Below are 26,568 nucleotides of genomic sequence, written 5' to 3' on the forward strand. Positions count from 1 at the left end.
GGTGGATACGCCGCCGCGCCGTCCCGGCCTGCAGGCCGCCGCCGTGCACCAGGTGCGGCTGTTCTTCATCGCGCTGCAATTCTTTACCCGTCTTCCGGTGCCGCGCTGGGTAGGATTCCAGCCGGAGTGGCTGCACCAGGCCAGCCGCTGGTTTCCGGCCATCGGGCTCGTGGTGGGCGGCGCGTCCGCGCTCGTCTACCTGCTGGCGGCGCTGGTCTGGCCGCAGCCGGTGGCGATCCTGCTGGCCGTGATCGCGGGCATCTATCTCACCGGCGCCTTCCATGAGGACGGATTTGCCGATACCTGCGACGGACTGGGCGGCGGCACCACGCCGCAGCGGGTGCTGGAAATCATGGTCGATTCCCGCATCGGCACCTATGGCGCCGTGGGTATCGGCCTGCTGCTGGCGCTCAGGTGCACCAGTCTGGCCCTGCTGCCGGCGCAGTCGGTGGCGGTCGCGCTGCTGCTTGCGCATCCGCTCTCGCGGCTGGCCTCGGTCACCCTCATCTGGCGCCTCGACTACGTGAAGGCGGAAGGCAAGGCCAAGCCGCTGGCGCAGAAAATGTCGCACCGCGAATTCCTCTTTGCCGCAGCCAGCGTGCTGCTTCCTGCGCTGCTGCTGGCCGGGACCGGCCGCATAGCGTGGGCGGGGCTGGGCGCCGGCGCCGCCGCCGCTGCCGGCGGCGCCTGGTGGCTGGCGCGCAAGTGCGTGCGCCGCATCGGCGGCTACACCGGGGACTGCCTGGGCGCGGTGCAGCAACTGTCGGAAGTGCTGTTCTATCTCGCCCTGCTGGCGGTCGTGCGCTGATGCGGCTATACCTGGTACGCCACGGCAGGCCGGCAATCGCCGCCCGCCTGTGCTACGGCAGCAGCGACATCGCCGTGCCCGGCGCGGAAGATGAACGGGTGGCGGCAGCGCTTGCGCCGCTGCTGCCCGCAGGGACGCCGGTGCATGCCAGCAGCCTGCAGCGCTGCGTCGGCCTTGCAGGGCGGCTGGCGGAGGCGCTCGGCGTGGAACCCGCCATTCCCGACCCGCGCCTGCGGGAGATGGATTTCGGGGCGTGGGAAATGCAGGCGTGGGATGCCATCCCACGGGCCGAGGTCGATGCCTGGGCGGAGGACCTGCTGCACTACCGGCCCGGCGGCGGCGAGTGCGTGCTCGATGTGGCGCGTCGCGTCGCCGCCTTCCTTGCCGACCTGCAGGCGTCTGGGCATGCGCGGGCCATCGTCGTGTGCCATGCCGGCACCATCCGCCTGCTGACCCGCCTGCATCTCGGCGGTCCGGTGGAAGCGTGCGCACTGCAGGCGGCGCGCGAGCCGCACCGCATCGCCTACGGCGAACTGGTCATCCTCGGCTGATCCGCCGGCGCTTGCCGCAGCCCTGTGCGGCGTCCGCGGTGTTGCCGCCCGATCATGCAGGCCTTACAATGGCGCCGTTCTGGTGCCCGCCCGCATGTCCATGCGGGCAGTTAAACGGGAAACACGAAGGCTGATGCGACGACCGTTCCGGTCCCGACCGGGGTACGACGCATCACCGCGCCGCAGGCGCAAAACGTGTGCTGCCCCCGCAACGGTAAGCAAGCGTCATGGCACGCCATGACTAGCGGTCTCTCGATACCACTGTGCGATGTGCATGGGAAGGTGGACCGCGATGTCTTGTCAGCCCGGATACCGGCCAGGACAGGTGGAAGCGCAAGGCCCTCCGGCCCTGCCTTCTGTTGAATCCGTCCTGCGGGGAGGCAGGCCGGGACATCTTTCCGAGCATATCAACATGATTCATCGTCGCCGCCGCATGCGCGCCGCTGCCTGCGTGCCGCTTGCGCTTTCCGCTTCCGTTGCCGCCATCTTCGCCGTGCCGTCCTGGGCCCAGCAGGACAGTACGCTTTCCCCCGTCACCGTCAGCGCCAGCCGGTTCCCTTCCGACCCGTCCCGCGTTCCCATCGGTGCATCCGTGATTACCGCAGAGGACATCCGCGAAGCGGGGATCAACAACGCCAACGAGGCGATCCGCAAGCTGGCCGGCGTCCACGGCCGCAACAGCTTCAGCGGGACGCAGGATTACTCGCTCGATCTGCGCGGCTTCGGCACCAACAGCGATCAGAACCTGGTGGTGCTGGTCGACGGCATCCGCATCTCCGAAAACGAACTGTCGCCGGCCCTGCTGTCATCGGTGCCGGTGGAGTCCATCGAACGCATCGAGGTCGTGCGCGGCGGCAGCAGCGTGCTGTACGGCGAAGGCGCCACCGGCGGCACGATCCACATCATCACCAAGCGCGGCGCGCCCGACGGCGCCCGCGGCAGCGTGGTGGCCGAGCTTGGTTCCTACGGGCACCGCGAGTTGCGCGCATCCGCGGCAAAACGCTGGGATGCCTTCACGCTGGACGCCAACATCGGCAGCCTGCGCGCCGACGGTTACCGGGACAATGCGGAAGTGAAGCAGAACAACTTCAGCGGCGGACTGCAATGGGCGGCGGGCGACGCGCGCATCGCCCTGCGCGTCGATGCCTCGCGCCAGGACTCGGACTTCCCGGGCTCGCTGACGCTGGCGCAGTTCAATGCCGATCCGCGCCAGACCAACTCGCCGGACGACTTCGGCAGCTTCGACACCAACCGTTACGCGCTGCTCGCCGAGCGCAGGTTCGGCGCATTCGACGTGGCGGCGGAACTCTCCCATCGGGAGCGCCGGGCACGCGGACACTACGAGTCGGCGTTCGGCGTCTCGGATTCCCGCTCAGACAGCGATGTCACCCAGTTCTCCCCGCGAATCCGCCACCGCCATGAGAGCGGCGGCATCGGCAACGAACTGGTGGCCGGCCTCGACTTCAGCCAGTGGTCGCGCGACAGCAGCGGCGTCTCCGGCGGGTTCGCCTACAGCGACGCCCGGGCGAAGCAGGATTCCCGCGCCGTGTACGTGCGGGACGAGATCACGATCGGCAATGCCCGCATCGCCGCCGGCGCACGGCATGAGAAGTTCGAGAAGGATTTCCGCGATCCGCTGGGTTTCGGGACGACGCGCTATGACCAGTCGCACTCGTTGAACGCCTGGGAGCTGCAGGGCAGGTACGCGTTCCAGCCGTCGCTCGCGGTATTCGCGAAGGCCGGCCGCAGCTACCGCGTGGCGAACGCCGACGAGAACGGCCTGACGCCGTTCGCCGACCAGCCGCTGGTGCCGCAGACCTCGCGCGACCTCGAGCTGGGCGTGACCGCCGGTAGTACGGCGCAGAACGTGACCGCCCGGGTGTTTCGCCATCGCCTGAAGAACGAGATCTTCTATGACCCGACCGCCGGCTTCGGCGGCGCGAACGTCAATCTCGACCCGACCCGGCGCCAGGGCATCGAACTGGAAGGCCGGATGCGGCTGGCGCAGGCCTTCGCGCTGAGCGCCACCCTGCAGCGTGTGTCGGCCCGCTTCACCGACGGTCCGAACGACGGCAACGAGATGGTGATGGTGCCGAAGACGACCGCGTCGTTGCGCCTGAACTGGCTGCCTGCGAGCACGCAGAGCGCGAGCGTCGGCCTGCAGTGGGTCGATTCCCAGCGTTACGGTGGCGACTTCGACAACAGCTGCACCGGCCGCATCCCGTCATACACCACGGTGGATGCGCGCTATGCAAAGCGTTTCGGTGCATGGGAACTCGCCATCGTCGGCGCCAACCTCACCGACCGCGACTACTTCAGCAATGCGTTCGGTGCTTGCCGCAGCGGCATCTATCCCGACCCGGGCCGCCAGGTAAGGGTGACCGCGCGCCTCGACTTCTAGGGCGCGAGGTCGGCGTGTCTGTCGAAAATTCCGGCAGACACGCCCGGTCAGCGCTGCCGTCATGGCAGCCGAGGCCGGTCGCCTTTGCTTGCGCCGGCTTCCCGGGCATGGGAGGGATGCCGGCCAGCGGGGCATGCGAAGGCGATGCCCGACGCGGCGGCCGCATGCTGCGCCTACAATGTGAACCGGATGGTGCGGCGGGCCGGCGCTGCGACGAGGGCACGGCCGGCATTTCGCGCATGCGCCACCCACATCCGTCCCGACGAAGAGGAACATGCTCAGCCGAACCCATCCCTTGCCCGTTGCCAGCGAACAGCGCCGCGGCCTGACGATACTCGGGACGCTAGCCGTCCTGTCGGCCGGCGTCGTCCTGCTGGCCTGCAGCCTGGGTTCCGTACCCTTGTCGCCCGGCGAGCTTGCCGCGGCGCTCGGCGAATTGCTGCGCGACGAGCGCGCCACGCTGGCGGCCACCTTGCTGGAGCTGCGGCTGGGAAGGGCGTTGTCGGCCTTCGTCACAGGGGCCGCGCTTGCGCTCGGCGGCGTCATGATGCAGGCGCTGCTGCGCAATCCGCTGGCCGATCCCTATGTGCTCGGCGTCTCCGGCGGCGCCTCTGTCGGGGCGCTCGCCGCCATCCTGTTCTTCAGTGCGGCGTGGATGGTGGACGCGGCCGCGTTCGTCGGCGCGATGGCCGTTGCGCTGCTGCTTTTCCTGCTGGCCCATCGCGACCTGCGCGGCAGCGCCAGCTCCGAAGGAAGCGCGCCGATGCTGCTGCTCACCGGCGTGATCGTCGCCTCCGGTTGCGGCGCGCTGGTGACGCTGATGCTGTCGATAGCGTCGGACAACCGCCTGCGCGACATGGTGTTCTGGCTGATCGGCGACTTGTCGACGGCGCAGTTCCGCTGGTTGCCGTGGCTCTTATGGGGCGGCGTGCTGGCGCTGGGGCTGCGCATGGCGCGCGCGCTCAACATGCTGGCCATGCATGCGGAAGCGGCCGCCGCCTTCGGCGTCAGGGTGGGCGCGATGCGCAAGGCGCTGTTCATCTTCTCGGCACTGCTCACGGCGAGCGCGGTCAGCACGGCCGGCAGCATCGGTTTCGTCGGGCTGATCGTGCCCCATGCCTGCCGCTTCGCATGGGGGCCCGATCACCGCCTGCTGCTGCCGGCGGCGACCCTGGCCGGCGGCAGCTTCCTGGTACTCGCCGACACGCTGGCGCGCACCGTGGTCGCGCCCCAGCAACTGCCGGTCGGTGTCATCACCGCGCTGGTCGGGGTGCCGGTTTTCCTCATCCAGCTTCACCAGCAGCACAGGAGATAGGCGATGCAGACGGACAAACTCTCGCTGCAGGTCGGCGGCCGCAGCCTGCTGCGCGAGCTGGCCTGGGAGGTGCAGCCGGGGCAATGCTGGTGCGTCATCGGCCGCAACGGTGCCGGCAAGAGCACGCTGCTGCGCACGTTGGCCGGCCTGCGCGCGCCGGACGCGGGCAGCGTGCATCTCGACGGCCGGCTGCTCTCGCATTGGCCGCTGCTGGCGCTGGCGCAGCGGCGGGCCTACCTGCCGCAGGGACGCGCCGATGCCTTCGGCTACCGCGCCATCGATACCGTGCTGGCGGCACGTCATCCCTACCACGACGGCGGCTACTGGGACGCCGACGACGACTACCAGGCGGCGCGCGACGCGCTGCTGGCGCTCGACGTCGCCCACCTTGCCACGCGCGACGTTCGCACCCTGTCCGGCGGCGAGCGACAGCGCGTCGCCATTGCGGCCGTGCTCGCGCAGGACACGCCGCTGCTGCTCCTGGACGAACCGGCCGGGGCACTCGATCTCGCACACCAGGTCGGCGTGATGGGCCTGCTGGGCGGACTGGTGGCGCGGGGCAAGTCGGTGGTGCTGGTCAGCCACGACCTGAACATGGCGCAACGGGTCGCCAGCCATGCCTTGCTGCTGATGGGCGACGGCGCCTGGCGCGCCGGGCCGGCGGCCGAGGTGATGCAGGCGCCGTTGCTGGGCGAATGCCTCGGCTATCCGGTGGAAGCCTTGCGGCACAACGACAGGACCATCTTCATTCCACAGGAGGATCGCCGGCATGGTTGACGGCCACCGCATCGCCCGCCACGCCGCGCGCATCCAGCGCAAGAACGAAGTCGTGAACGGCAGCATCGCCGCTGACCGGTGCAATCCTGGCGTCCCGAGCGGGTATGCCGGCAAAGGCAAGGGCAGGAGCACCGGCGCGGTCGCCATGGCATTGTTCACGCCTGGCCACGGACAACCGTCCGGCGCCGGGGTCGCCGCGTACAGGGGCGTCGAATGGTAGCGCCGGCTTTGCCTGCCGCGGCCGGGACGGCGACCGCAAAGGCGGTGCTGGTGACCGCCGCCGCGTCGGGGCAGGGCAAGACCAGCGTCACCTGCGCGCTGGCCCGCAAGCTGGCGGCGCGCGGACAGCGGGTGCGGGTGTTCAAGACCGGCCCCGATTTCCTTGACCCGATGGTGCTGGAGCGTGCCTGCGGCGCGCCGGTGGGCACGCTGGACCTGTGGATGGTGGGCGAGGAGCATTGCCGGGCGCTGCTGGCGGAGGCGGCGTCCACGTCGGATGTCATCCTGGTGGAAGGGGTGATGGGACTCTACGACGGCAATCCGTCCTCGGCCGACCTGGCGCGCAGGTTCGGGCTGCCGGTGCTGGCCGTCGTGGACGCCGGGGCGTTGGCCCAGACCGCGGGCGCGCTGGTGCTCGGGCTGCGCGACTACGGACCGGTGCCGATGGCCGGCGTGGTCGCGAACCGGGTTGCGGGCGCCCGCCATGCGGGGATGGTCGCCGGATCGTTGCGCGGCGTGCCGCTGCTCGGCAGCCTGCCGCACCAGCCGCTTTCCCTGCCGGAGCGCCACCTGGGACTGGTGCCGCCGGACGAGCAGAGGTCGGTCGATGAATCGCTCGACCGGATGGCGCAGCAACTTGCCTTGGATGACGATGCATGGAATGCAGTGCCCGCCACCGCATTCACGCCCGCGGCCGGCGGCCCGGCGGCGCCGCGCCTGCTGGAAGGTCGCACGGTCGCGGTCGCGCGCGACGCCGCCTTTGCCTTCCTGTATCCCGCCAACCTCGAATGCCTGCAGGCGATGGGGGCCGCGATCGTGTTCTTCTCGCCGCTGGCCGACGAGCCGGTGCCGGCCGGCGCCAACGCGGTCTACCTGCCGGGCGGCTATCCGGAACTGCACCTGCATGCGCTCTCGCGCGCGCTGCACTGGCGCCTGTCCCTGCACGCCGCGCTCGCCGCCGGAACACCGGTCTATGCCGAATGCGGCGGCATGATGGCGGCCACGGGCAGCATTGTTTCCACCGAAGGCGCCGAATGGCCCATGGCGGGCCTGATGCCGGGCAGGGCCCTGATGCAGCCGCACCTGGTCGCGATCGGCCCCCAGGCATGGACGACGGACGACGGCGAACTGCGCGGCCACGCCTTCCACCACTCGCGGCTGGAGACGCCGCTGTCGCCGCTGGCGCGCGCGGTACGCCATCCTGACGGCGAACAGGGGGAAGCGATCTACCGGACCGGGACGCTGACCGCCTCGTACTTCCACGCCTACTTCCCGTCCTGTCCGGCAGCCGCCGCCAGGCTCTTCCTGCCAGCGGAGACGACATGACACGGGTCCTGATCCTCGGCGGCGCGCGCTCCGGCAAGAGCGCGTATGCGGAGCGCATTGCCGGCATGTCGGGCAAGGCCGTTGTGTATATCGCCACTGCCGCCGCCGGCGACAGTGAAATGGCGGCGCGCGTCGCCGAGCACCGCCGCCGGCGCGATGCGTGCTGGACCACGGTGGAGGAACCGCTGGCGCTGGGGAAGGCGATCGAACGGCACTGCCGTCCCGGCACGGTGGTGCTGGTCGACTGCCTGACCGTCTGGCTGTCCAACCTGCTGTTTTCGGACGGCACGGAATACCCCGACGTCGGCCGCGTCGAGCCCCCGCCGGCATTCGGCCTGCAACGCGAGCGCCTGTTGCGGGCGGTCGCACAGGCGCAGGGCGAGCTGGTGCTGGTGTCGAACGAGGTCGGGCTCGGCATCGTGCCGCTCGGCGCCGCCTCCCGCTGGTTCGTGGACGAGGCGGGCCGGCTTAACCAGGCGCTGGCGGCCGTCTGCGACCAGGTGGTATTCGTCGCGGCCGGGCTGCCGATGGCGCTCAAGGGCGGCCCATGCTGAGCGGGCTGGACCTGCCGCTGCTGGCGCTGCTGATGACAGCCGGGCTCGCGCTCGACCGCGTGCTCGGCGAGCCGCGTTGCTGGCATCCGCTGGCCGGTTTCGGCCGCTGCGCCGGCTTCGTCGAACGCCGCCTGAACCGCGGCCGCCTGCGCATCCTGCGCGGCGCCGGCGGCTGGATGCTGCTGGTGCTGCCGCCGACGCTCGCTGCCGCCTGGCTGGCCACGTCGCCCTGGGCCGCAGCGATGCATGCGCTGCTGCTTTACTTTGCCGTCGGCCTGCGTAGCCTGCGCGACCATGTGCTGCCGATAGGGCAGGCACTGGCGGCGCGCGACCTGGAAGCGGCGCGAAGCCTGACCGCGCGCATCGTCAGCCGGGACACGGCCGGCGCCGGCGAGACCGACCTCGCCAAGGCCGCGGTCGAGTCGACGCTGGAGAACGGCAACGATGCCGTGTTCGGGGCGCTGTTCTGGTTTGCGGTGGCCGGCGGCCCGGGCGCGCTCCTGTTCCGGCTCGCCAATACCCTCGACGCCATGTGGGGCTATCGCAGCAGCCGCTTCCTGCAGTTCGGACGGGTGGCGGCACGTGCTGACGACCTCCTGAACTGGATCCCGGCGCGCCTGACCGCGCTGTCCTATCTCCTGCTGGGCGACCCGCGCTGCGGATGGCGCTGCTGGCGCACCCAGGCGGCGGCGTGGCCGAGCCCGAATGCCGGCCCGGTCATGTCTGCCGGCGCCGGCGCGCTCGGCCTGGCGCTTGGCGGCAGCGCCGTCTACGACGGCATTCCCGAGCGGCGGCCGCCGCTGGGTGAAGGCCGCGCTGCCGGCACGGAGGACATTGATCGCGCCTGGCGACTGGTCGCGCGGACGGCATGGTGCTGGCTCGCCGCGGCAGCGCTCGCCGGCATCGCAGCATCCGTTTTTCGAGGAGGCTGGCATGCTTGAGCACGGCGGCAGACTGCGTGACGCCGCCCGCCGCTACGGGCGGCCGCTCGCGCAATGGCTGGACCTTTCCACCGGCATCAATCCCGTTCCATGGCCGGTTCCGGCCTTGCCCCCGGCGATCTGGCATCGGCTGCCTGAACCCGACTCTTTGCTGACCGAGGCCGCCTGCGCCTATTACCGCGCGCCGCGCATGCTCGCCGTCGCCGGCACCCAGGCCGCGATCCAGGCGCTGCCGCGCCTGCGCCAGCCGTCCCGAATACTGGTGGCCGCGCCGGCCTATGCCGAGCACGCCCACAGCTGGCGGGTGGCCGGCCACCAGGTGCGCGAAATGGACCATGCCTGCCTGGATCAGGGAATCGCCGATGCCGACGTGCTGGTGCTGTGCAATCCCAACAATCCGACCGGCGCCACCGTCGATCCCGATGTGCTGCTCGATTGGCATGGCCGGCTCGCGGCGCGGGGCGGTTGGCTGGTGGTGGACGAGGCTTTCGGCGATACCGTGCCTGCGCTGAGCGTCGCGCATGCGGCTGACCGAGAGGGACTGGTCGTGCTGCGCTCGGTAGGCAAGTTCTTCGGTCTGGCCGGCCTGCGGCTCGGCTTCGTCGCGGCCGACGAGGCGCTGCTGGCGCGCCTGGCCGCCAGCCTCGGCCCCTGGACGATCAGCACTGCGGCCCAGCAGATAGGGCGGCTGGCACTGGCCGACGTCGCGTGGCAGCAGATGAATCAGACCCGGCTGCAGGCGTGCGGGCAACGGCTGCAGCGGATGCTGGATGCCGCCGGCATCGTTGCCAGTGGCACCGCCCTGTTCCAGTGGTGGCCGGCGCGGCAGCCGGAAGCGCTGCATGCGCATATGGCGGCCCGTGGCATCCTGGTCCGCTGCTTCGCGCAGGACGCGCGCGGCATCCGGCTCGGCCTGCCCGCCGACGAAAGCGGCTGGACCCGGCTGCAGCAGGCGCTTGCCGCGTGGCAGGAGGAAGGACAAGCATGAGGCGCCTGCTCCCGGCCGCCATACTGTGCCTGCAGGCCTTGCAGGCGCATGCCGACGACATCCGCCTGAGTGACGACAGCGGCCGCACCGTCAGCCTGGCGCGGCCGGCGCAGCGGGTGGTGTCGCTCGCGCCGCACGTCACCGAGATGTTGTTTGCGGCGGGCGGCGGCGACCGCATCGTCGGCGCCGTCGCGTTCAGCGACTACCCCGAGGAGGCGAACCGCATCCCCCGCGTGGGCGACAACGAGCAGGTCGACATCGAACGCCTGCTGTCGCTCAAGCCCGATCTGCTGGTGGTCTGGCGCCACAATGCCGCCTCGCGCCAGATGGAACAGCTGCGGCGCCTGGGCATCCCCCTGTACTACAGCGATCCGCGACGGCTGGATGACCTGCCGCACACCCTGCGACAACTGGGCATGCTGATGGGAACGCGCCGGGAGGCGGGGCGCGCCGCGGAGGGGCTGGAGCGGCGCATTGCGTCGCTTGCCGCGCGCTACGGCAAGCGGCCACGGGTGCCGGTGTTCTACCAGCTGTGGGGCAGCCCGGTGTACACCCTCAACGAGCGTCATATCGTCACCGACGCCATCCGCCTCTGCGGCGGCGAGAACATCTACGCCGCACTGCCGTCTGCCGCGCCGATGCTGAGCGCCGAGGCGGTGCTGCAGGCCGATCCGGAGGTCATCGTCAGCGGCGAACGCCCCGGCCGGGAAGATTCGGGCGCCGCGATCTGGAAGCGCTACCCCGGTATGCTGGCGGTCCGCCGCGGCAACCTGTTTGCCATCGACCCCGACCTGGTGAACCGCGCCGGCCCCCGTTTCGTCGGCGCCGCGGAACAGCTCTGCGCGCACCTGGAAACGGCGCGCGCACGCAGGGAAGGAATGCCATGAGTTACCACCGCATCGCCTGTCTCGGCACCGAGGCGGTCGAGACCCTGTACGCCCTCGGGGCGGAGGACCGCATCGCCGGCATCTCAGGCTTCACCACGCGACCTGCCCGGGCACGCAGCGAGAAACCGAAGATCAGCGGTTTCTCCTCGTCGCGCCTGGACCGCATCCTGGCCGTGCGGCCGGACCTGGCGATCGCGTTTTCCGACATGCAGGCCGATATCTGCCGCGACCTCGCTGCCGCCGGGATCGAGGTGCATCTTTTCAACCAGCGCGACATTGCCGGCATCCTGCGCATGGTGCGCGTGCTCGGCGCCCTGGTCGACCGCGCCGCGGAGGGCGAGCGCCTGGCCGAATCGCTGTGGCAGCAGGTCGAGGCAGTGCGGGATCAGGCGGCGCAGTGGCGGGCGCGCCCGCGGGTCTATTTCGAAGAGTGGAATGCACCGCTGATCAGCGGCATCGGCTGGGTGTCCGAGATGATCGGCGTGGCCGGCGGCGTCGATGCCTTTGCCGAGCTTGCGGCGCATGCCCGCGCGACAGGGCGCATCATCGCCGATCCGCTGGAGGTGGTGCGGCGCGCGCCCGACATCATCGTCGGTTCCTGGTGCGGCCGCCGGTTCCGTCCGGAGACGCTGCGCGACCGGCCGGGCTGGGAAAGCCTGCCGGCCGTACGCAATGGGATGGTGTTCGAGATCAAGTCCGCGGACATCCTGTCGCCCGGGCCCTCCGCCATCACGCACGGGCTGGCGCAGCTGGCGGCCATCATCCGGCAATGGCAGGAGCTGCGGCCATGAACCTGCCATTCCATACCCTGATGGTGCAGGGGACCACCTCGGACGCCGGCAAGAGCACGCTGGTCGCCGCGCTGTGCCGGCTGCTGGCGCGCGAGGGCGTGGCGGTGGCACCCTTCAAGCCGCAGAACATGGCGCTCAACAGCGCGGTCACCATCGACGGCGGCGAGATCGGCCGCGCGCAGGCGCTGCAGGCGCAGGCCGCGGGCCTCGCCCCGCACAGCGACATGAACCCGGTGCTGCTCAAGCCTTCCAGCGACACCGGCGCGCAGGTCATCATCCACGGCAGGGTGCGGGCCGACATGGAGGCGCGCGATTATGACCGCTACAAGACGGTCGCGATGCAGGCGGTGCTGGCATCTTATGGCCGCCTGCGCGCGCAATACCAGGCGGTGCTGGTGGAAGGCGCCGGCAGCCCGGCCGAGATCAACCTGCGCGAGCGCGACATTGCCAACATGGGCTTTGCCGAGGCGGTGGATTGCCCGGTGGTGCTGGTGGCCGACATCGACCGCGGCGGCGTGTTCGCGCACATCGTCGGCACCTTGTCCTGCCTGTCCCCCAGCGAGCGGGCACGGATTGCCGGCTTCGTGATCAATCGCTTCCGCGGCGACATCGGCCTGCTCAAGCCGGGGCTCGACTGGCTGGAGCGGCAGACAGGGAAGCCGGTGCTTGCGGTGCTGCCATACCTGCACGGCCTGTTCCTCGATGCCGAGGATGCGATCCAGCAGGCGCAGCAGGAGAAGGGCGGTTTCCGGGTGATCGCGCCGGCGCTGCCGCGCATCAGCAACCACACCGACTTCGACGTGCTGCGCGCCCATCCCGGCATCGACTTCCGGTTCATCGGCCCGGGCCAGGCGATCCCGCCCGCGGACCTGGTGATACTCCCCGGCAGCAAGAACACCCGCGCCGACCTCGACTGGCTCAGGGCACAGGGATGGCCGCAGGCGCTGCAGCGCCACCTGCGCTACGGCGGCAGGCTGATCGGCATCTGCGGCGGTTTCCAGATGCTGGGCAAGCGGATATGCGATCCCCATGGCGTGGAAGGCGCCCCCGGTGAATCCGAGGGCCTCGGCCTGCTGGAAGTGGATACGCTGCTCACCCGGGACAAGCGGCTGGAACAGGCCGGCGGCACGTTCGCCTTCGGCAGCGAGCCGGCCGCGGTCAGTGGCTACGAGATCCACATGGGCGTCACCGAGGGACCGGGCATGGCGCGTCCGGCGTTCCGGCTTGGGCAGCGCGACGATGGCGCGCTGTCGGCCGACGGCCAGATACTCGGTACCTACCTGCATGGCGTGTTCGATGGGCCACAGGCCTTGCCGGCCCTGTTGCGCTGGTCCGGAATGTCGTCTGTCGCGCCGCTCGACCTGCACGCACTGCGCGAGCAGAGCATTGACCGCATCGCCGACGCTGCCGTGCCCCTGCTGGCGGCACTGCGGGCGGGCGCACATCGCTAGCGCACGCTGGCTGTAAGGCCGTGCGCTGCTGCCCGGCGGCATGTTATTCTTTCAAGCAACTGTGGTTCCGGATGTCAGGTCGCTTCCCTTCAGGAGGAAACATGCCAGTCGTAGTGATCGCCAATCCCAAGGGCGGCGTAGGAAAGAGCACGATCGCCACCAACCTCGCCGGCTACTTCGCCAAGCAAGGGCACAAGGTCATGCTCGGCGACGTCGACATCCAGCAGTCATCCCGCCACTGGCTGTCGCTGCGGCCGGGCAGCCTGCCGCCGGTCGCATCCTGGGAGATCAGCGACGGCCGGCTGGCGCGTCCGCCGAAAGGCACAACCCACGTCGTGCTGGACACGCCGGCCGGCCTGGGCGGACAACGGCTGGACGAAGTCCTGAAGATCGCCGACAAGCTGGTCGTGCCCTTGCAGGCTTCGATGTTCGATATTCTCGCCACCCAGGAATTCCTGCAGGGTCTGGCGGCCCGCCGCGGCAGGACCGGAATCGGTGTCGTCGGCATGCGCGTCAATGCCCGCACGCGCGCCGCCGACCAGCTTGCCCACTACGTGCAGAACCTAGGACTGCCCGTCCTCGGCTACCTGCGCGATACCCAGAACTATGTGCAGCTGGCCGCCCATGGCGCGACGCTGTGGGATGTTCCGCCGTCGCGGGTCGGCAAGGATACCGAGCAGTGGCAGGACCTGGTGCGCTGGGTCGAGCAGTGATCAGCGCCGGGCGCGGGCCGCGTCCAGCGTTGCGCACAGTTTTTCCGTCCCCTCCAGCACGCGCGGCCCGGCCCGGTTCAGCAGGCCGCCGTCGATCGTCAGGAGGTTGCCGCTTCTGACCGCGCGCATCCCCCCGAAACGCTTCCACCCCGCCAGGACATCCTGCTGTTCGCCGCGGCTGGCGATGATGGCTTCCGGATCCGCCTTGATCACCGCTTCCTCGCTCACCGTCGGCACCAGCCGGGGCAGTCCGGCGAACACATTGTCGGCGCCGCACAGCCGCAGCGCGGAAGACACGAGATGGCTGCCGTTGAGCGTCATCAGCGGGGCCCGCCAGATCTGGTAGAACACCGAGATCCGCGGGCGGTCGCGGTATCGCGCCTGCAGCTGCTGCAGCCTGCCGCGAAAGGCATCCGCCGCCGCCTTTCCGTCCGCCCCGGTGGCGGCCAGGTTGCCCAGCGCTTCCATCGAGGAGGCGATCGCCTCATAGTCGCGCGGTTCGCTGCGGAATACCTGCAGTCCGAGCGATTCCAGCCGACTCAGCTGTGGGGCAGCCAGGCCGGTATTCCAGCCGACGACCAGATCGGGTTTCAGCGCCAGGATGCGTTCCAGGTCAAGCGACTGGCCGTTGCCTACCGAGGGTATGCGTGTCGCGGCTTCCGGATAGTCACTGAACTCGGTAACGCCGACGATGCGGGCACCGGCGCCGACGGCAAACAGCAGTTCGGTGGCATGCGGCGCCAGGCTGACGATGCGGGTGGCGGGACGGGGCAGCGTGACGCGGTGGCCGGCGTCGTCGACCGCCGAAACCGCCGCGCGCGCGGCAAACGGCAGCAACGCGAGAATTCCGCATGCGAGTGCATGCGCGGGACGTGGTCGCCGCATCACTGCCTTGGCAGACTCAGATTTCGAGGTTGTCGATGAGACGGGTGTTGCCGAGCTTCGCCGCGGCCAGTACCACCAGCGGCGCGTTCTTTGCCAGGTCGCCGGCGGACGGCGGCTGCAGGTCCGCGCGCTTGCGGATGGAGACATAGTCCGGTTTCCAGCCGCGATCCCCCAGTCTGGCCATGGCGGCGCGCTCGAGTTCGAATACGTCGAGATGCCCGCCGCGCACCTCCTCGGCGACCTCGTTGAGCACCTTGTACAGCATGGGCGCCTCGCTGCGTTCCTGGGCGGAGAGGTAGCCGTTGCGGGAAGACAGGGCAAGGCCGTCCTCGGCGCGCCAGGTCTCGGCGGCGATGATCTCCGTCGGCAGCGCGAACTGCTTCGCCATGTTACGGACGATCATCAGCTGCTGGTAGTCCTTCTTGCCGAACACCGCGACCTTAGGCTGAACGCAGGAGAACAGCTTGAGCACCACGGTCGTGACGCCGGTGAAGAAGCCGGGACGAAATTCGCCCTCCAGGATGTTGCCGAGGTCGTCCGGCGGCCGCACGCGGTATTCCTGCGGTTCCGGGTAGAGGTCTTTTTCGGTCGGCGCGAACAGCACGTACACGCCTTCCTTCTCCAGCTTCTCGACGTCGGCCTGGAAGGTGCGCGGATACTTGTCGAAATCCTCGTTGGGCCCGAACTGCAGCCGGTTCACGAAGATCGACGCGACCACCGGGTCGCCGTGCTTGCGCGCCAGGCGCATCAGCGACAGGTGGCCCTCGTGCAGGTTGCCCATGGTCGGTACGAAAGCCGTGCGCAGCTGGCCGCGCAGCTGGTCGCGCAATTCATCGACGGAAGAAATGATTTTCATGAATAGCCCGGAATAGGGCCCCGCGTGGCGCGGGGCGGGATGAAGACGGTTCAGCTCGGGGAATAGGCGAGCCGCACGTAGATCGGCGCGAACGCCTCGGCCTGCGTGATCTCGATCAGGGTTTCCTTCGCCAGCTCGAGCAGGGCGATGAAATTGACGACCACCACCGGCACGCCGCGCGACGGATCGAACAGGTCGGCGAACTCGACGAAGCGGGCCGACTGGAGCCGGCGCAGGATCCCGGTCATGTGCTCGCGCACCGACAGTTCCTCGCGGGTAATCGTATGGTGCTGGGTCAGCCTGGCGCGCTTCATGATGTCGGCCCAGATCGCCTGCAGTTCGCCGACGTTGACATCCGGCCAGCGCGTCACGGCGGTCTGCTCGACCAGCACCTGGGCACGAACGTAGTCGCGACCGAGCTGCGGCACGGTATCCAGCTGCTGCGCGGCCAGCTTGATCTGCTCGTACTCCAGCAGGCGCCGCACCAGTTCGGCGCGCGGGTCTTCCGCTTCCTCGCCGGTGTCGGCCTTCTTCACCGGCAGCAGCATGCGCGACTTGATCTCGATGAGCATCGCGGCCATCAGCAGGTATTCCGCCGCCAGTTCCAGGTTGCGCACCCGGATCTGGTCGACGTACTCCAGGTACTGGCGCGTGACCTGCGCCATCGGGATGTCGAGGATGTTGAAGTTTTGCTTGCGGATCAGGTAGAGCAGCAGATCCAGCGGCCCTTCGAACGCCTCGAGGAAGATCTCGAGCGCGTCGGGAGGGATGTACAGGTCGTTCGGGAGCTTGAACAGCGGTTCGCCGTAAAGCTTTGCGTAGGCCATGCCGTCCACCACGTCGGGCGTCGAGTCCGGCTGCCCCGCCAGGGCAAGCTCCGGCGCGTCCGCCGGCAGGTGTGCCAGCAGCGACTCCTGCTGTGCGCTCATCAGGACTTCGGCTGATAGACGTACGGCTGCTGCTTGACGCGGGATTCCTCCGCGCGCCGGCGTGCGTCCAGGTCGATCGGCGCCTTGTCCCAAAGAAGGGCGCGGCCGGCACGCTGCTTCTCTTCCAGCGTCGGGTCCTTCTGCTTGAGCTCCTTCAGGAACTTCGTGAATTCGGACTCGTACTGCGATTGTTGCTTGCTGAATGCCATGGTATCGGGAGTCGCAAAGGAAAAAACAGGCGGTATTTTACCTTGAGTTCGGCGTCATTCCCCTACGGGAACGGCGCACTGCTGCCCGCATGAGACGATCTTGTCGCTATGACAAGCGGCGTGGGCCTTTGGTTCTTGTCCTCGCGGCCTGGGCGCCGCCGGCGCTGGAATTTGCCGGATCGTCGCTCATGCAAGGGGCCGGCGGCGACGTGTCGTACGGACAGCGACCGCCCGGGACGGGACCAGAACCGGCCCGGACTAGAGTAGCCGGCGCATGACCGCCGGGGGCGGCTCGACCGGGTTCGCATGGGTATATTCGAGTTCCGGCGCAAGCTCGAACCCATAGGCCGCATACAGGTCCAGCAGCCGCGCCTGGTCGGCGCGGACCGCGAGCCGGAGCTCCTTCACGTCGGCCACCATCGCATGATGGATCACCGCCTCCAGCAGGTGCTGCGACAGATGCTGGCCGCGGTATTCCGGCAACACGCCCATGCGCAGGATTTCCCAGGTATCGGGTTCGCTGTCCAGCGGCATCCAGCGCACCGAGCCGATCGGCTTTTCATCGCTCAGCAGGATGAAGCCGCCGCCGTCCTGCAGGTTCTGCCTGACCCGGACGGCGGTCTCGCGATGCCCGCTCGAGGTGACCGCCACCTTGCCCGCCCAGCACGCACGGGTGAGGTCGGCCATGCATTGCGCATCGTCGAGCACCGCTTCACGGACGACGATGTTGACCGCTTCCGCGCCGCCGCGGCGACTGTCGCCGTCCATTTCAGCGCACCCGCATGCCTGGCTCGGCGCCCGGCCAGGGATTGAGCACATAGATGCCCGGGTTGGATTTCTCGTCGGCGGCGGAGGCGGCCAGGACCATGCCTTCCGAGATGCCGAACTTCATCTTGCGCGGCGCCAGGTTGGCGACCATCACTGTCAGCTTGCCCACCAGCTCTTCCGGCTGGTACGCCGACTTGATGCCGGAGAAGACGTTGCGATGCCGGCCTTCGCCGACGTCCAGCGTCAGGCGCAGCAGCTTGTCCGACCCCTCCACGTGTTCGCAGTTGACGATGCGCGCAATGCGCAGATCGACCTTGGCGAAATCGTCGATCTTGATCTCGGCATCGATCGGCTCAATGCCGCCCGCAGCCTCCGCTGCCCCTGCCGCTGCCGATGCCGTCGGGGCGGCCGGTGCTTCCGGCGTCTCGAACAGGGCCTCAAGCATCTTCGGGTCCACGCGCTGCATCAGGTGCTCGAAGGTGCCGATCGCCGATGGCGACTGCTGCAGGTCGGCCCAGGTCAGGTCGCGCTCGATGCCGAACAAGGTTGACACCTTGCGCGCCAGCGCCGGCAGGATCGGCGCGAGGTAGATCGTCAGGCAGTAGAACGCGCGCAGCAGGTTGCTGCAGACATCCTGCAGTTCCTGGTTGTTGGCCGGGTCCTTGGCCAGTTCCCACGGTTTCTTGCTGTCGACGTACTGGTTGACCTCGTCGGCCAGCGCCATCACCTGGCGGATCGCCTTCCCGTATTCGCGTGATTCGTACGCTTCGCGGATGGCGCCTTCCTGCTCCGCGAGGCGCAGGCGCCAGCTCATGGCCGCGTCGCCGGACACCTCGTCGCTGAGCTTGCCGTCGAAACGCTTCGTGATGAAGCCCGCCGCGCGGCTCGCAATGTTCACGTACTTGCCGATCAGGTCGGCATTGACCTTGGCGACAAAGTCGTCCGCATTGAAATCGATGTCCTCGACCTTGGCGTTGAGCTTGTAGGCAATGTAGTAGCGCAGCCATTCCGGGTTCATCTTGATGTCGAGGTAGCGCAGCGGCGAGATGCCGGTGCCGCGCGACTTGCTCATCTTCTCGCCGTTGACCGTCAGGTGACCGTGCACGTTGACCTTCAGCTTGTCGATGACCGGATGCCCGGAGAACTGCAGCATCGCCGGCCAGAACAGCAGGTGGAAGGAGACGATGTCCTTGCCGATGAAATGGACCTGCTCGGTCGCCGGGTCGTTCAGCAGCGCGTTGTAGTCGACGTCGATCTTGCCGCAGTAGTTCTTCAGGCTGGCCAGGTAGCCCACCGGCGCATCGAGCCAGACATAGAAGTACTTGCCTTCGACCCCGGGAATGGGGATGCCGAAGTAGGGCGCGTCCCGGGAGATGTCCCAGTCGGCCAGATCGCTGCCATCGTTGCCCAGCCATTCGCTGACCTTGTTCACCATTTCCGGCTGCAGGCGCCCCGGCGACCGCAGCCAGCTCTGCAGGAAGTCGATGCAGCGCGGGTCCGACAGCTTGAAGAAATACTGTTCGGAGGGCTTGAGCACCGGCGTCGCGCCGGTCAGCGCCGAATACGGGTTCTTCAGTTCGGTCGGCTGGTAGGCGGCGCCGCACACTTCGCAGTTGTCGCCGTACTGGTCCTTTGCGCTGCATTTCGGGCATTCGCCCTTGATGTTGCGGTCGGCCAGGAACATGCCCTTGACCGGGTCGAAGAAACGCTCGACTACACGGGTCACGATCAGGCCGGCTTCCTTCAGGCGCAGGTAGATTGCCTGCGACAGCTCGGTGTTCTCCGGCGAATCGGTCGAATGCCAGTTGTCGAAGGAGATATGAAAGCCGTCCAGGTACTGGGCGCGGCCCGCCGCGATCTTCGCCACGAACGCCTGCGGCGTCAGCCCGGCCTTTTCCGCTGCGATCATGATCGGCGTGCCATGCGCGTCGTCGGCACCCACGAAGTAGACGTCATGCCCCTGCATCCGCTGGAACCGCACCCAGATGTCGGCCTGGATGTATTCCATGATGTGGCCGATGTGGAATGCGCCGTTGGCATAGGGCAGGGCGGTCGTGACGAACAACTTGCGGCGGGGAGTGGTGCTCATAGGGCAATGCTTTATTCTGGATAAAGCAGCCATTTTAGCAGCGCACCGGCGCTTGTCGGCGCGCCGCGCTGTCAAACCGGCGGGCGCCGGCGGACGCGGGCAGGTCCGCTTGGTATAGACTGCTGCAATATTTTACGGGAGAAGCAATGAGCATCACTGTGGAAGCCGTCAAGGCGGCACTGGCCGGCGTCGTCGATCCCAACACCGGCAAGGACCTTGTTTCCTCCAAGGCAATCAGGAACATCGACGTCAGCGGCGCCGACGTCCGTTTCGAGATCGAGCTCGGCTATCCGGCCAGGACCCAGTTCGACCGGATCCGCTCGATGGCGGTGGACGCCGTGCGGGCGCTGCCCGGTGCCGGCCAGGTCAGTGCCGGTATCGGCTCGAAGATCACCGCGCACGCGGTGCAGCGCGGCATCAAGGTGATGGCCAACGTCAAGAACATCATTGCGGTGGCATCCGGCAAGGGCGGCGTGGGCAAGTCGACGACGGCCGTCAACCTGGCCCTGGCCCTGGCCGCCGAGGGCGCCCGGGTCGGCATTCTCGACGCCGATATCTACGGCCCGTCCCAGCCGATGATGATGGGCATTTCGGCGCAACCCGAATCCCTCGACGGCAAGACCATGGAGCCGCTGGAAAACCATGGCGTGCAGGTGGCCAGCATCGGCTTCATGATCGATCCCGACCAGCCGATGGTCTGGCGCGGGCCGATGGTCACCCAGGCGCTGCAGCAACTCCTCGAGCAGACCAACTGGCGCGACCTCGACTACCTCGTCATCGACATGCCGCCGGGGACCGGCGATATTCAGCTCACGCTGTCGCAGAAAGTACCGGTCACCGGTGCGGTCATCGTCACCACGCCGCAGGACATTGCGTTGCTCGATGCGCGCAAGGGACTGAAGATGTTCGAGAAGGTCGACATTCCGATCCTCGGCGTCGTCGAGAACATGAGCACGCACATCTGCTCCAACTGCGGCCACGCCGAAGCCATCTTCGGCCACGGCGGCGGAGAAAAGATGTGCGCCGAATACGGCGTCGACTTCCTCGGCGCGCTGCCGCTGACCATGTCGATCCGCGAGCAGGCGGACAGCGGACGGCCGACCGTGGTCGCCGATCCGGACGGCCGCGAGGCCGAGATCTACCGGGCGATCGCCCGCAAGGTGGCGATCAGGGTCGCGGAAAAAGCGAAGGACATGACCAGCAAGTTTCCCAGCATCGTCATCAAGAACGACTGAGGGCGCGCCGGTTGCCGTCGGTTGGCGACAAGGTAAAATAGCGCATCTCCCATCCAGTACGGCTTTGGCGCGCCAAGGCCGTTTTTATTTGCCATGACCGTCCGCACCCGTTTTGCCCCCAGCCCGACCGGCTATCTTCATCTTGGCGGCGCTCGCACCGCGCTGTTCTCCTGGGCCTATGCGCGCCATTTCGGCGGCACCTTCATTCTTCGCATCGAGGATACCGACCTTGAACGCTCGACCCCGGAGGCGGTGCAGGCGATCATCGACGGCATGAACTGGCTTGGCCTGCATCATGACGAAGGACCGTTCTACCAGATGAAGCGGATGGACCGTTATCGCGAGGTCGTCGCGCAGATGCTCGCCGCCGGCACCGCCTACCATTGCTATTGCACGCCCGAGGAAGTCGAGGCCATGCGCGAACGGCAGCGTGCGGTCGGCGACAAGCCGCGCTACGACGGCACCTGGCGTCCCGAGCCGGGCAAGAACTTGCCCGCGATACCCGAGGGCCGCAAACCCGTGGTGCGCTTCCGCAATCCCCTCGATGGCGACGTCACCTGGAACGACGTCGTCAAGGGGCCGATCACGATTTCGAACCGCGAGCTCGACGACCTCGTCATCGCCCGTCCGGACGGCACCCCGACCTACAACTTCTGCGTGGCGGTCGACGACTGGGACATGCGGATCACCCACGTCATTCGCGGCGACGATCACGTCAACAACACACCGCGCCAGATCAACATCCTGCGCGCCCTCGGGGCGCCGCTGCCCGAGTACGGGCATGTGCCGATGATCCTTGGCGCCGACGGCGAGAAGCTGTCCAAGCGTCACGGCGCAGTCAGCGTGATGGAGTACCCGGCGCAGGGCTTCCTGCCGGAGGCCATGCTCAATTACCTGGCCCGCCTTGGCTGGAGCCACGGTGACGACGAGATCTTCTCCATGGAGCAGTTCTGCCAATGGTTCGACCTCGACCACTTGTCCCGTTCGCCGGCGCAGTTCAATCCGGAAAAGCTGGCATGGCTCAATAACCACTACATCAAGCATTCGAACGACGAGCGCCTGGCCGCACTGGTTCGTCCGCTGCTGGAAAAGGAGGGCGCGCAGTTCGACGGAGCGCCCGCGCTGGAGGCGGTCATCGCACTGTTGAAAGAGCGCGCCAACACGATCAACGAACTAGCTTCGGCGGCAATGCTGTTCTACCGCGAGCCACTTCCCGATCCGGCGCTCGTTGCGCAGCATGCGACCGATGCCGTCAGGCCGGCGCTGGCCCAGTTCGCCGAGCAATGCCGCAACGTCGAATGGACCAGGCCTGCACTTTCGGCCGCGATGAAGGAGGTGCTCGCCGCGCACAAGCTGAAGATGCCGCAATTGGCGATGCCGCTGCGTTTGTTCGTCACTGGCCAGCTGCAGACGCCGTCCATCGATGCAGTGCTGGAATTGTTCGGCCGCGACGTCGTCCTGGCGCGCCTCGAAAAAAATCTTGGATAAATTCCTGTCGGAGGATTTACACGCCAGAAAAACATTTGCTATACTCTCGTTTCTTCGCACGGGGGGTATAGCTCAGCTGGGAGAGCGCTTGCATGGCATGCAAGAGGTCAGCGGTTCGATCCCGCTTACCTCCACCAGCGACAAGATGCGATAGAGAAAAAGAAGTAGAAATAGGCTGTTTTATGACAGGTTACTGTCCCCATCGTCTAGAGGCCTAGGACACCGCCCTTTCACGGCGATAACCGGGGTTCGAATCCCCGTGGGGACGCCAGATTAAGCGCCACGCAAATGTGTGGCGCTTTTATTTTCGGCACAGGTTCTGTCCCCATCGTCTAGAGGCCTAGGACACCGCCCTTTCACGGCGATAACCGGGGTTCGAATCCCCGTGGGGACGCCAGATCAAGCGCCACGCATGCGTGGCGTTTTTATTTTCCGCACAGTTCTGTCCCTGTCGTCTAGAGGCCGGGGACATCACCCTTTCACGGTGAGTACCGGGGTTCGAATCCCCGTGGGGACGCCAAATAAAACCGCGTATCCCAAAAGAGATCCAAGGTTGTTCTCATTTGTTGCGCATGAACGTGCCCACGACATCACTTGCCCTGTTCTGCAAGGTCATCGACAACTTCGGCGACATCGGCATCTGCTGGCGTCTGTCGCTGCAGTTGCGACGCGAATGCGGCATTGCAGTGACCCTGTGGGTCGACGATCTGGAGAGCTTCCGTAGGCTTTGTCCCGAAGTCGTTCCCGATGCCGAGGTTCAGCATGTGCAGGGCATCGAAGTGCGCCACTGGCGCGTCCAGGACGGCGCGTATGCGCCGCGGGACATTCCGGACATCGTCATCGAATTCTTCGGCTGCGAACTTCCGCCTCCCTATGTCGCCGCGATGGCGCAATGCGAGCCGCGTCCGGTCTGGTTGAACCTGGAAGGACTGACTGCCGAGGCGTGGGTCGAGGGCTGCCACACCTTGCCATCGATGCATCCGCGCCTGCCACTGACCAAGCATTTTTTCTATCCCGGCTTCACGGCAAAGACGGGTGGACTGCTGCGCGAAGCCGGTCTCGACGAAGAGCGACAGCGCTTCCAGTCCGATCCGGCGGCAATGCAGGGCTTCCTCGGGCAACTGGGTGTGAGTCCAGCCGAGATGGCCGCCATGAAAGTTTCGCTGTTCTGCTATCCGCATGCCCCGCTGGCGGAATTGTTCGCGGCCTGGAGCAGTGGCGGCACCGCGGTGACCTGCCTCGTGCCCGAAGGCGTCGCAGCCGAGGCGGTGCAGTCATTTCTCGGAAGGGCACCTCGTCCCGGCGCCGTGCATGCCCAAGGTGCGCTGACCGTGCGCGTCATTCCGTTCGTGCCGCAGCCCGACTATGACTACCTGCTGTGGGCCTGCGACCTGAACTTCGTGCGCGGCGAGGATTCCTTCGTGCGCGCCCAGTGGGCGCAGCGTCCTTTCGTTTGGCATATCTACCCCCAGGACGAGAACCTGCACCACAAGAAGCTGCGCGCCTTCCTGCAGCGTTATGCGTCGGAATTGGAGGGGCTGGAAGCGTTTTCTCTGGCATGGAATGGTGCCACGGCACAGCAGGCCTGGCCGCAGTTGTGGGATGCGCTGTGCGCAGACCTGGACGGAAACGTACGCCGCGCCGTGGAGTGGAGCGGGCAGATGCATGCCCTTGGCGATCTCGCCTCCAGCATGCTGGCCTTCGCCGGCACGCTTCGGGAGCAGGTCCGCCCCTAGCGACACGTCAGGCATCGGGAATGATGGAACGTGGCGCAGCGCTGGTATAATCCCGGGCTGTCCGTACATGCGCCCGATCCGGTCTGTCAAAGATTGCGTCAACCTGTCTCGGTCTTCAGAGGCGACGGCCTGTATTTAAAACAACCCATTTTTATAAATTCGCTATGAAAGCTGCAAAAGAAGTTCGCGTCGGCAATATCGTCATGATCGACGGCAAGCCGTTCATCTTGTTGCGCTCCGACGTCAACGGTTCGAGCCGCACGGGCTTCACCTACAAGTGGAAGATGAAGAATCTTCTGACGAACGCGCCGCTGGAAAACGTGTTCCGCGGCGACGACAAGTTCGATGTCGTCGTGCTCGAAAAGAAGCCGGTCACCTTCTCGTATTTCGCCGATCCGCTGTATGTCTTCATGGACGAGGAATACAACCAGTACGAAATCGAAACGGAAAACCTCGGCGACTCGCTCAATTACCTGGAAGACGGCATGCAATGCGAAGCCGTGTTCTATGACGGCAAGGCCATCTCGGTCGAACTGCCGACCACCATCGTCCGCGAAGTGACTTATACCGAGCCGGCCGTCAAGGGCGATACGTCGGGCAAGGTGCTGAAGCCCGCGAAGATCGCGACCGGTTTCGAGATCCCTGTGCCGCTGTTCGTGGATATCGGCGACAAGATCGAGATCGATACCCGCACCGGCGAGTACAAGAGCCGATCCAAGTAAGACTTGCTCATCGAAAAAGCGCTGCGCCATGCAGCGCTTTTTTTTCGTGCGCCGCCATTGCCGGCGGCACGATGGCGCCTGCGCATACGGCATACCCGGGCGACCGTGTTGTCGCACCGGTGCTGCGACCTTGCCGCATCGTTGCCGCCGGACGTTGCCAAGGTATACACTCGCGCTTTTGAAGATCCACCGATTTGAGGAGGCATCGCCCATGAAGAGACTGCCGTTGACCCTGTCATGCGCTTCCATCGTTCTTGCCGCATGCGCAAGCACTCCGCCCGCGGAACGTGCTGCCGTCGTCGCACCCGAGCAGGCAACGCCCGCATCCGCGCCGGCGCGCGGGACGGCGCCGGGGAATGTCGTGAGCATCCGCGACGCGGCAGGGCAGGTGACAATCGAAAAGGTCGCGTTTCGTGCAGGGGCGTCCTCCGCCACTGTCGAGAAGCTTGCCAAGGGGGCCGGATGCAGCGGTGGCCAGGGAGCCGGACTGGTGACCGAAAAGGGCCCGGTCGAGGTCTATCGCATGCATTGTGATGACGGCCGGGTGTTTTTGGCGCGTTGCGAGTTGCGTCAGTGCCGCCCGATGCGGTGAGCGCTGTAATCCCGGTCCCGCCTGGTTCCTGACATGCTGTACCGACGAGTGCACAAGCGGGACGGCTGCCGGTTGGCACCGGACAGGGAAAGCTCCTGAGTGCGCGCCTACAGCGAAAGGTCGAATTCGAGCGTCTCGCCCAAGGCATCGCCGGTCGCCGTCACGATGCCGTGGCTGGTTTCGATATAGCCGTCCAGGCTGCCGGCTGGAATGAAAGTGACGGACTCCAGCCGGTGCCGCAACATGCGTACCTGCGCGAACGGAACGAAGAGCCCCAGGGTCACGATCACAGCGGCGAGGTTGCTGACGGCAATCCACGCGGTCTTGCCGATACTGATCTCGCAACGGAACTGATGGCCGCCGAGACGGGTGCGATTCCAGACGATCTTCTGAAGGAGTGCGCCTGCGACCGTCGTCACCAGGGACATCCACAAATACACGACGAAAAGGAAAGCGAGGAACTGGCGTTCGGCCGCGTTGCCCGCCTGCCGCAGGCCACCAGCGCGGCCAATTTCGGCAAACAGGCCGTTGAATCCATAGGCGATCAGTGCCAGGCCGGCGATACCGAGTGCGAGCGCTTTTGCATAGAGGATGTAGTACTGCCCCGCGCCGGCATGGAATGAAAAGTAGGTTGCCCCGAAACGGCTCTCCTCGAGCTGGAATTTTCTGAGCCGGTGATGGGAAAATGGCGCAAGCATGCCAAGGCTGAACATCGTCATCGCCGGCATCAGGAGGTACACCAGATAAACCCGCTGGGCGGTCCCGCCGCAGGCGAAACGGATGCCCCGATAACTGCTGTTGTGCAGCTTGAATTGCAGGGTCTTCCAGTTCAGCCAGGGAAGCAGCACAGCCAGCACCGCGCTCATGAGCAGGCCGGCAGCGGCGGCGATCTGCCACGAGACAACGCAGGCGGCGAGGAAGAGCAGGGCGACCATCCTGCCCCGCAGGATGGCTTGGGCGGTGCCATGGTAGGCGAAACAGGCGTGGCCCAAACTGGTGTTCTCGCAGAAGTAGCGCATCCTTCGCACCTTTGCCCACGCGGCGTAGATACCCGCCGTAGCGACCGTCAGCAAGACGCCGGTCACCCATACTCGGAAATAGCCGGCACCGCTTCCGTTGAACACCAGGCGCTGGGCCTGGCTCCCCGACTCCTCGACATACAGCACCGTCATCGGCGCGCCGAGGTCATTCATTCGCCCCATGATCGCTCCCTTGCTTAGCTTTTTGACAACGAGCAAGGGTGCAGCACAATTGTCCGCTAGTCAATGGAACGAATGATCTGGATACAAAAATGGCACAGCATTGCTGTGCCATCTCATGGGCTGGATCTGTCTTGT

26 protein-coding genes, 4 tRNA genes and 1 riboswitch are annotated in these 26,568 nt (G+C 66.9%); of the genes, 23 read left to right on the forward strand and 7 right to left on the reverse strand.

Going from position 1 to position 26,568, the window contains the following annotated elements; genetic code table 11:
- Position 1: 1 nt before the first annotated feature.
- The 14 genes from VIM12_RS03915 to VIM12_RS03980 all read left to right on the forward strand — a co-directional run bounded on the left by VIM12_RS03915 (position 2) and on the right by VIM12_RS03980 (position 13,722).
- A complete protein-coding gene (locus VIM12_RS03915; protein WP_331940310.1) occupies positions 2 to 808 on the forward strand; it encodes an adenosylcobinamide-GDP ribazoletransferase in 807 nt (268 codons plus the stop codon).
- On the forward strand, positions 808 to 1,359 hold the full coding sequence (locus VIM12_RS03920; protein ID WP_331940311.1) for a histidine phosphatase family protein: 552 nt from the start codon (positions 808 to 810) through the stop codon (positions 1,357 to 1,359). Before VIM12_RS03915 ends, VIM12_RS03920 begins: the two co-directional genes overlap by 1 nt.
- A gap of 63 nt (positions 1,360 to 1,422) precedes the next feature.
- Positions 1,423 to 1,694, forward strand: a riboswitch (cobalamin riboswitch).
- 77 nt (positions 1,695 to 1,771) lie between these two features.
- Entirely contained in the window at positions 1,772 to 3,760 is a 1,989-nt protein-coding gene (locus tag VIM12_RS03925; protein ID WP_331940312.1) for a TonB-dependent receptor, read from the forward strand.
- Positions 3,761 to 4,034: 274 nt separating this feature from the next.
- On the forward strand, positions 4,035 to 5,075 hold the full coding sequence (locus VIM12_RS03930; protein ID WP_331940313.1) for an iron ABC transporter permease: 1,041 nt from the start codon (positions 4,035 to 4,037) through the stop codon (positions 5,073 to 5,075).
- Between the two features lie 3 nt (positions 5,076 to 5,078).
- A complete protein-coding gene (locus tag VIM12_RS03935) occupies positions 5,079 to 5,852 on the forward strand; it encodes an ABC transporter ATP-binding protein (RefSeq protein ID WP_331940314.1) in 774 nt (257 codons plus the stop codon).
- Positions 5,845 to 6,072 carry a hypothetical protein gene (locus tag VIM12_RS03940; RefSeq protein WP_331940315.1) on the forward strand — a complete coding sequence of 76 codons (228 nt, stop codon included), beginning with the start codon at positions 5,845 to 5,847 and terminating at the stop codon, positions 6,070 to 6,072. Before VIM12_RS03935 ends, VIM12_RS03940 begins: the two co-directional genes overlap by 8 nt.
- Positions 6,066 to 7,397 carry a cobyrinate a,c-diamide synthase gene (locus VIM12_RS03945; RefSeq protein ID WP_331940316.1) on the forward strand — a complete coding sequence of 444 codons (1,332 nt, stop codon included), beginning with the start codon at positions 6,066 to 6,068 and terminating at the stop codon, positions 7,395 to 7,397. Before VIM12_RS03940 ends, VIM12_RS03945 begins: the two co-directional genes overlap by 7 nt.
- Positions 7,394 to 7,951, forward strand: a complete 558-nt coding sequence (gene cobU / locus VIM12_RS03950) for a bifunctional adenosylcobinamide kinase/adenosylcobinamide-phosphate guanylyltransferase (RefSeq protein ID WP_331940317.1) — start codon at positions 7,394 to 7,396, stop codon at positions 7,949 to 7,951. The genes VIM12_RS03945 and cobU overlap by 4 nt, the downstream gene beginning before the upstream one ends.
- Positions 7,945 to 8,892: a CobD/CbiB family cobalamin biosynthesis protein gene (locus VIM12_RS03955; RefSeq protein WP_331940318.1), complete on the forward strand. Its 948-nt coding sequence runs from the start codon at positions 7,945 to 7,947 to the stop codon at positions 8,890 to 8,892. The genes cobU and VIM12_RS03955 overlap by 7 nt, the downstream gene beginning before the upstream one ends.
- Positions 8,885 to 9,880, forward strand: coding sequence for a threonine-phosphate decarboxylase CobD (gene cobD, locus VIM12_RS03960; protein WP_331940319.1), 996 nt, complete (start codon positions 8,885 to 8,887; stop codon positions 9,878 to 9,880). Before VIM12_RS03955 ends, cobD begins: the two co-directional genes overlap by 8 nt.
- Positions 9,877 to 10,767 (forward strand): cobalamin-binding protein, encoded by an 891-nt coding sequence (locus VIM12_RS03965; RefSeq protein WP_331940320.1) that lies wholly within the window; start codon positions 9,877 to 9,879, stop codon positions 10,765 to 10,767. The genes cobD and VIM12_RS03965 overlap by 4 nt, the downstream gene beginning before the upstream one ends.
- A complete protein-coding gene (locus VIM12_RS03970) occupies positions 10,764 to 11,558 on the forward strand; it encodes a cobalamin-binding protein (protein WP_331940321.1) in 795 nt (264 codons plus the stop codon). The genes VIM12_RS03965 and VIM12_RS03970 overlap by 4 nt, the downstream gene beginning before the upstream one ends.
- Positions 11,555 to 13,009 carry a cobyric acid synthase gene (locus tag VIM12_RS03975; RefSeq protein ID WP_331940322.1) on the forward strand — a complete coding sequence of 485 codons (1,455 nt, stop codon included), beginning with the start codon at positions 11,555 to 11,557 and terminating at the stop codon, positions 13,007 to 13,009. The genes VIM12_RS03970 and VIM12_RS03975 overlap by 4 nt, the downstream gene beginning before the upstream one ends.
- Positions 13,010 to 13,110: 101 nt before the next feature.
- Positions 13,111 to 13,722, forward strand: coding sequence for a ParA family protein (locus VIM12_RS03980; RefSeq protein WP_331940323.1), 612 nt, complete (start codon positions 13,111 to 13,113; stop codon positions 13,720 to 13,722).
- On the opposite strand, the gene VIM12_RS03985 is transcribed toward VIM12_RS03980, so the two are convergent.
- From VIM12_RS03985 to metG, 6 genes are all read right to left on the reverse strand, one after another.
- Positions 13,723 to 14,559 (reverse strand): cobalamin-binding protein, encoded by an 837-nt coding sequence (locus VIM12_RS03985; protein ID WP_331940324.1) that lies wholly within the window; start codon positions 14,557 to 14,559, stop codon positions 13,723 to 13,725.
- Between the two features lie 64 nt (positions 14,560 to 14,623).
- A complete protein-coding gene (panC, locus tag VIM12_RS03990; RefSeq protein WP_331940325.1) occupies positions 14,624 to 15,463 on the reverse strand; it encodes a pantoate--beta-alanine ligase in 840 nt (279 codons plus the stop codon).
- A 50-nt stretch (positions 15,464 to 15,513) separates the two neighbouring features.
- Positions 15,514 to 16,392: a ScpA family protein gene (locus tag VIM12_RS03995; RefSeq protein ID WP_331940326.1), complete on the reverse strand. Its 879-nt coding sequence runs from the start codon at positions 16,390 to 16,392 to the stop codon at positions 15,514 to 15,516.
- A complete protein-coding gene (locus VIM12_RS04000) occupies positions 16,392 to 16,601 on the reverse strand; it encodes a DUF3460 family protein (RefSeq protein ID WP_331940327.1) in 210 nt (69 codons plus the stop codon). The genes VIM12_RS03995 and VIM12_RS04000 overlap by 1 nt, the downstream gene beginning before the upstream one ends.
- Positions 16,602 to 16,859: 258 nt before the next feature.
- Positions 16,860 to 17,369 (reverse strand): GNAT family N-acetyltransferase, encoded by a 510-nt coding sequence (locus VIM12_RS04005; RefSeq protein WP_331940328.1) that lies wholly within the window; start codon positions 17,367 to 17,369, stop codon positions 16,860 to 16,862.
- Position 17,370: 1 nt separating this feature from the next.
- Positions 17,371 to 19,458, reverse strand: coding sequence for a methionine--tRNA ligase (gene metG / locus VIM12_RS04010; RefSeq protein ID WP_331940329.1), 2,088 nt, complete (start codon positions 19,456 to 19,458; stop codon positions 17,371 to 17,373).
- A 146-nt stretch (positions 19,459 to 19,604) separates the two neighbouring features.
- Here metG and apbC point away from each other — a divergent pair, with 146 nt between their 5' ends.
- From apbC to VIM12_RS04055, 9 genes are all read left to right on the forward strand, one after another.
- Positions 19,605 to 20,693: an iron-sulfur cluster carrier protein ApbC gene (gene apbC / locus VIM12_RS04015; RefSeq protein WP_331940330.1), complete on the forward strand. Its 1,089-nt coding sequence runs from the start codon at positions 19,605 to 19,607 to the stop codon at positions 20,691 to 20,693.
- A gap of 93 nt (positions 20,694 to 20,786) precedes the next feature.
- Complete coding sequence (gene gltX, locus VIM12_RS04020; protein ID WP_331940331.1) at positions 20,787 to 22,181, forward strand: glutamate--tRNA ligase; 1,395 nt, start codon at positions 20,787 to 20,789, stop codon at positions 22,179 to 22,181.
- Positions 22,182 to 22,242: 61 nt separating this feature from the next.
- Positions 22,243 to 22,318: transfer RNA gene (locus VIM12_RS04025), tRNA-Ala, on the forward strand.
- A 58-nt stretch (positions 22,319 to 22,376) separates the two neighbouring features.
- A tRNA-Glu gene (locus tag VIM12_RS04030) sits at positions 22,377 to 22,452 on the forward strand.
- Positions 22,453 to 22,502: 50 nt separating this feature from the next.
- Positions 22,503 to 22,578 (forward strand) — tRNA-Glu (locus VIM12_RS04035).
- Between the two features lie 47 nt (positions 22,579 to 22,625).
- Positions 22,626 to 22,701, forward strand: a tRNA-Glu gene (locus VIM12_RS04040).
- Between the two features lie 52 nt (positions 22,702 to 22,753).
- Positions 22,754 to 23,917, forward strand: coding sequence for an elongation factor P maturation arginine rhamnosyltransferase EarP (gene earP / locus VIM12_RS04045; RefSeq protein WP_331940332.1), 1,164 nt, complete (start codon positions 22,754 to 22,756; stop codon positions 23,915 to 23,917).
- A 164-nt stretch (positions 23,918 to 24,081) separates the two neighbouring features.
- Positions 24,082 to 24,639 (forward strand): elongation factor P, encoded by a 558-nt coding sequence (gene efp / locus VIM12_RS04050; RefSeq protein ID WP_331940333.1) that lies wholly within the window; start codon positions 24,082 to 24,084, stop codon positions 24,637 to 24,639.
- Positions 24,640 to 24,850: 211 nt separating this feature from the next.
- A complete protein-coding gene (locus VIM12_RS04055; RefSeq protein WP_331940334.1) occupies positions 24,851 to 25,231 on the forward strand; it encodes a hypothetical protein in 381 nt (126 codons plus the stop codon).
- Between the two features lie 107 nt (positions 25,232 to 25,338).
- On the opposite strand, the gene VIM12_RS04060 is transcribed toward VIM12_RS04055, so the two are convergent.
- On the reverse strand, positions 25,339 to 26,433 hold the full coding sequence (locus VIM12_RS04060) for a YjgN family protein (protein ID WP_331940335.1): 1,095 nt from the start codon (positions 26,431 to 26,433) through the stop codon (positions 25,339 to 25,341).
- Positions 26,434 to 26,568: the final 135 nt, after the last annotated feature.

The organism is Noviherbaspirillum sp., from assembly GCF_036563305.1.
In the GTDB taxonomy this organism is placed as follows: domain Bacteria; phylum Pseudomonadota; class Gammaproteobacteria; order Burkholderiales; family Burkholderiaceae_D; genus Noviherbaspirillum.

Excerpts from the sequence above, each read along its gene's own strand:
- VIM12_RS03920 (WP_331940311.1), top strand. The coding sequence starts at position 808 with ATGCGGCTATACCTGGTACGCCACGGCAGGCCGGCAATCGCCGCCCGC.
- VIM12_RS03925 (WP_331940312.1), top strand. The coding sequence starts at position 1,772 with ATGATTCATCGTCGCCGCCGCATGCGCGCCGCTGCCTGCGTGCCGCTT.
- VIM12_RS03930 (WP_331940313.1), top strand. The coding sequence starts at position 4,035 with ATGCTCAGCCGAACCCATCCCTTGCCCGTTGCCAGCGAACAGCGCCGC.
- VIM12_RS03935 (WP_331940314.1), top strand. The coding sequence starts at position 5,079 with ATGCAGACGGACAAACTCTCGCTGCAGGTCGGCGGCCGCAGCCTGCTG.
- VIM12_RS03940 (WP_331940315.1), top strand. The coding sequence starts at position 5,845 with ATGGTTGACGGCCACCGCATCGCCCGCCACGCCGCGCGCATCCAGCGC.
- VIM12_RS03945 (WP_331940316.1), top strand. The coding sequence starts at position 6,066 with ATGGTAGCGCCGGCTTTGCCTGCCGCGGCCGGGACGGCGACCGCAAAG.
- cobU (WP_331940317.1), top strand. The coding sequence starts at position 7,394 with ATGACACGGGTCCTGATCCTCGGCGGCGCGCGCTCCGGCAAGAGCGCG.
- VIM12_RS03955 (WP_331940318.1), top strand. The coding sequence starts at position 7,945 with ATGCTGAGCGGGCTGGACCTGCCGCTGCTGGCGCTGCTGATGACAGCC.
- cobD (WP_331940319.1), top strand. The coding sequence starts at position 8,885 with ATGCTTGAGCACGGCGGCAGACTGCGTGACGCCGCCCGCCGCTACGGG.
- VIM12_RS03965 (WP_331940320.1), top strand. The coding sequence starts at position 9,877 with ATGAGGCGCCTGCTCCCGGCCGCCATACTGTGCCTGCAGGCCTTGCAG.
- VIM12_RS03970 (WP_331940321.1), top strand. The coding sequence starts at position 10,764 with ATGAGTTACCACCGCATCGCCTGTCTCGGCACCGAGGCGGTCGAGACC.
- VIM12_RS03975 (WP_331940322.1), top strand. The coding sequence starts at position 11,555 with ATGAACCTGCCATTCCATACCCTGATGGTGCAGGGGACCACCTCGGAC.
- VIM12_RS03980 (WP_331940323.1), top strand. The coding sequence starts at position 13,111 with ATGCCAGTCGTAGTGATCGCCAATCCCAAGGGCGGCGTAGGAAAGAGC.
- panC (WP_331940325.1), bottom strand. The coding sequence starts at position 15,463 with ATGAAAATCATTTCTTCCGTCGATGAATTGCGCGACCAGCTGCGCGGC.
- VIM12_RS03995 (WP_331940326.1), bottom strand. The coding sequence starts at position 16,392 with ATGAGCGCACAGCAGGAGTCGCTGCTGGCACACCTGCCGGCGGACGCG.
- VIM12_RS04000 (WP_331940327.1), bottom strand. The coding sequence starts at position 16,601 with ATGGCATTCAGCAAGCAACAATCGCAGTACGAGTCCGAATTCACGAAG.
- VIM12_RS04005 (WP_331940328.1), bottom strand. The coding sequence starts at position 17,369 with ATGGACGGCGACAGTCGCCGCGGCGGCGCGGAAGCGGTCAACATCGTC.
- metG (WP_331940329.1), bottom strand. The coding sequence starts at position 19,458 with ATGAGCACCACTCCCCGCCGCAAGTTGTTCGTCACGACCGCCCTGCCC.
- apbC (WP_331940330.1), top strand. The coding sequence starts at position 19,605 with ATGAGCATCACTGTGGAAGCCGTCAAGGCGGCACTGGCCGGCGTCGTC.
- gltX (WP_331940331.1), top strand. The coding sequence starts at position 20,787 with ATGACCGTCCGCACCCGTTTTGCCCCCAGCCCGACCGGCTATCTTCAT.
- earP (WP_331940332.1), top strand. The coding sequence starts at position 22,754 with ATGAACGTGCCCACGACATCACTTGCCCTGTTCTGCAAGGTCATCGAC.
- efp (WP_331940333.1), top strand. The coding sequence starts at position 24,082 with ATGAAAGCTGCAAAAGAAGTTCGCGTCGGCAATATCGTCATGATCGAC.
- VIM12_RS04055 (WP_331940334.1), top strand. The coding sequence starts at position 24,851 with ATGAAGAGACTGCCGTTGACCCTGTCATGCGCTTCCATCGTTCTTGCC.
- VIM12_RS04060 (WP_331940335.1), bottom strand. The coding sequence starts at position 26,433 with ATGGGGCGAATGAATGACCTCGGCGCGCCGATGACGGTGCTGTATGTC.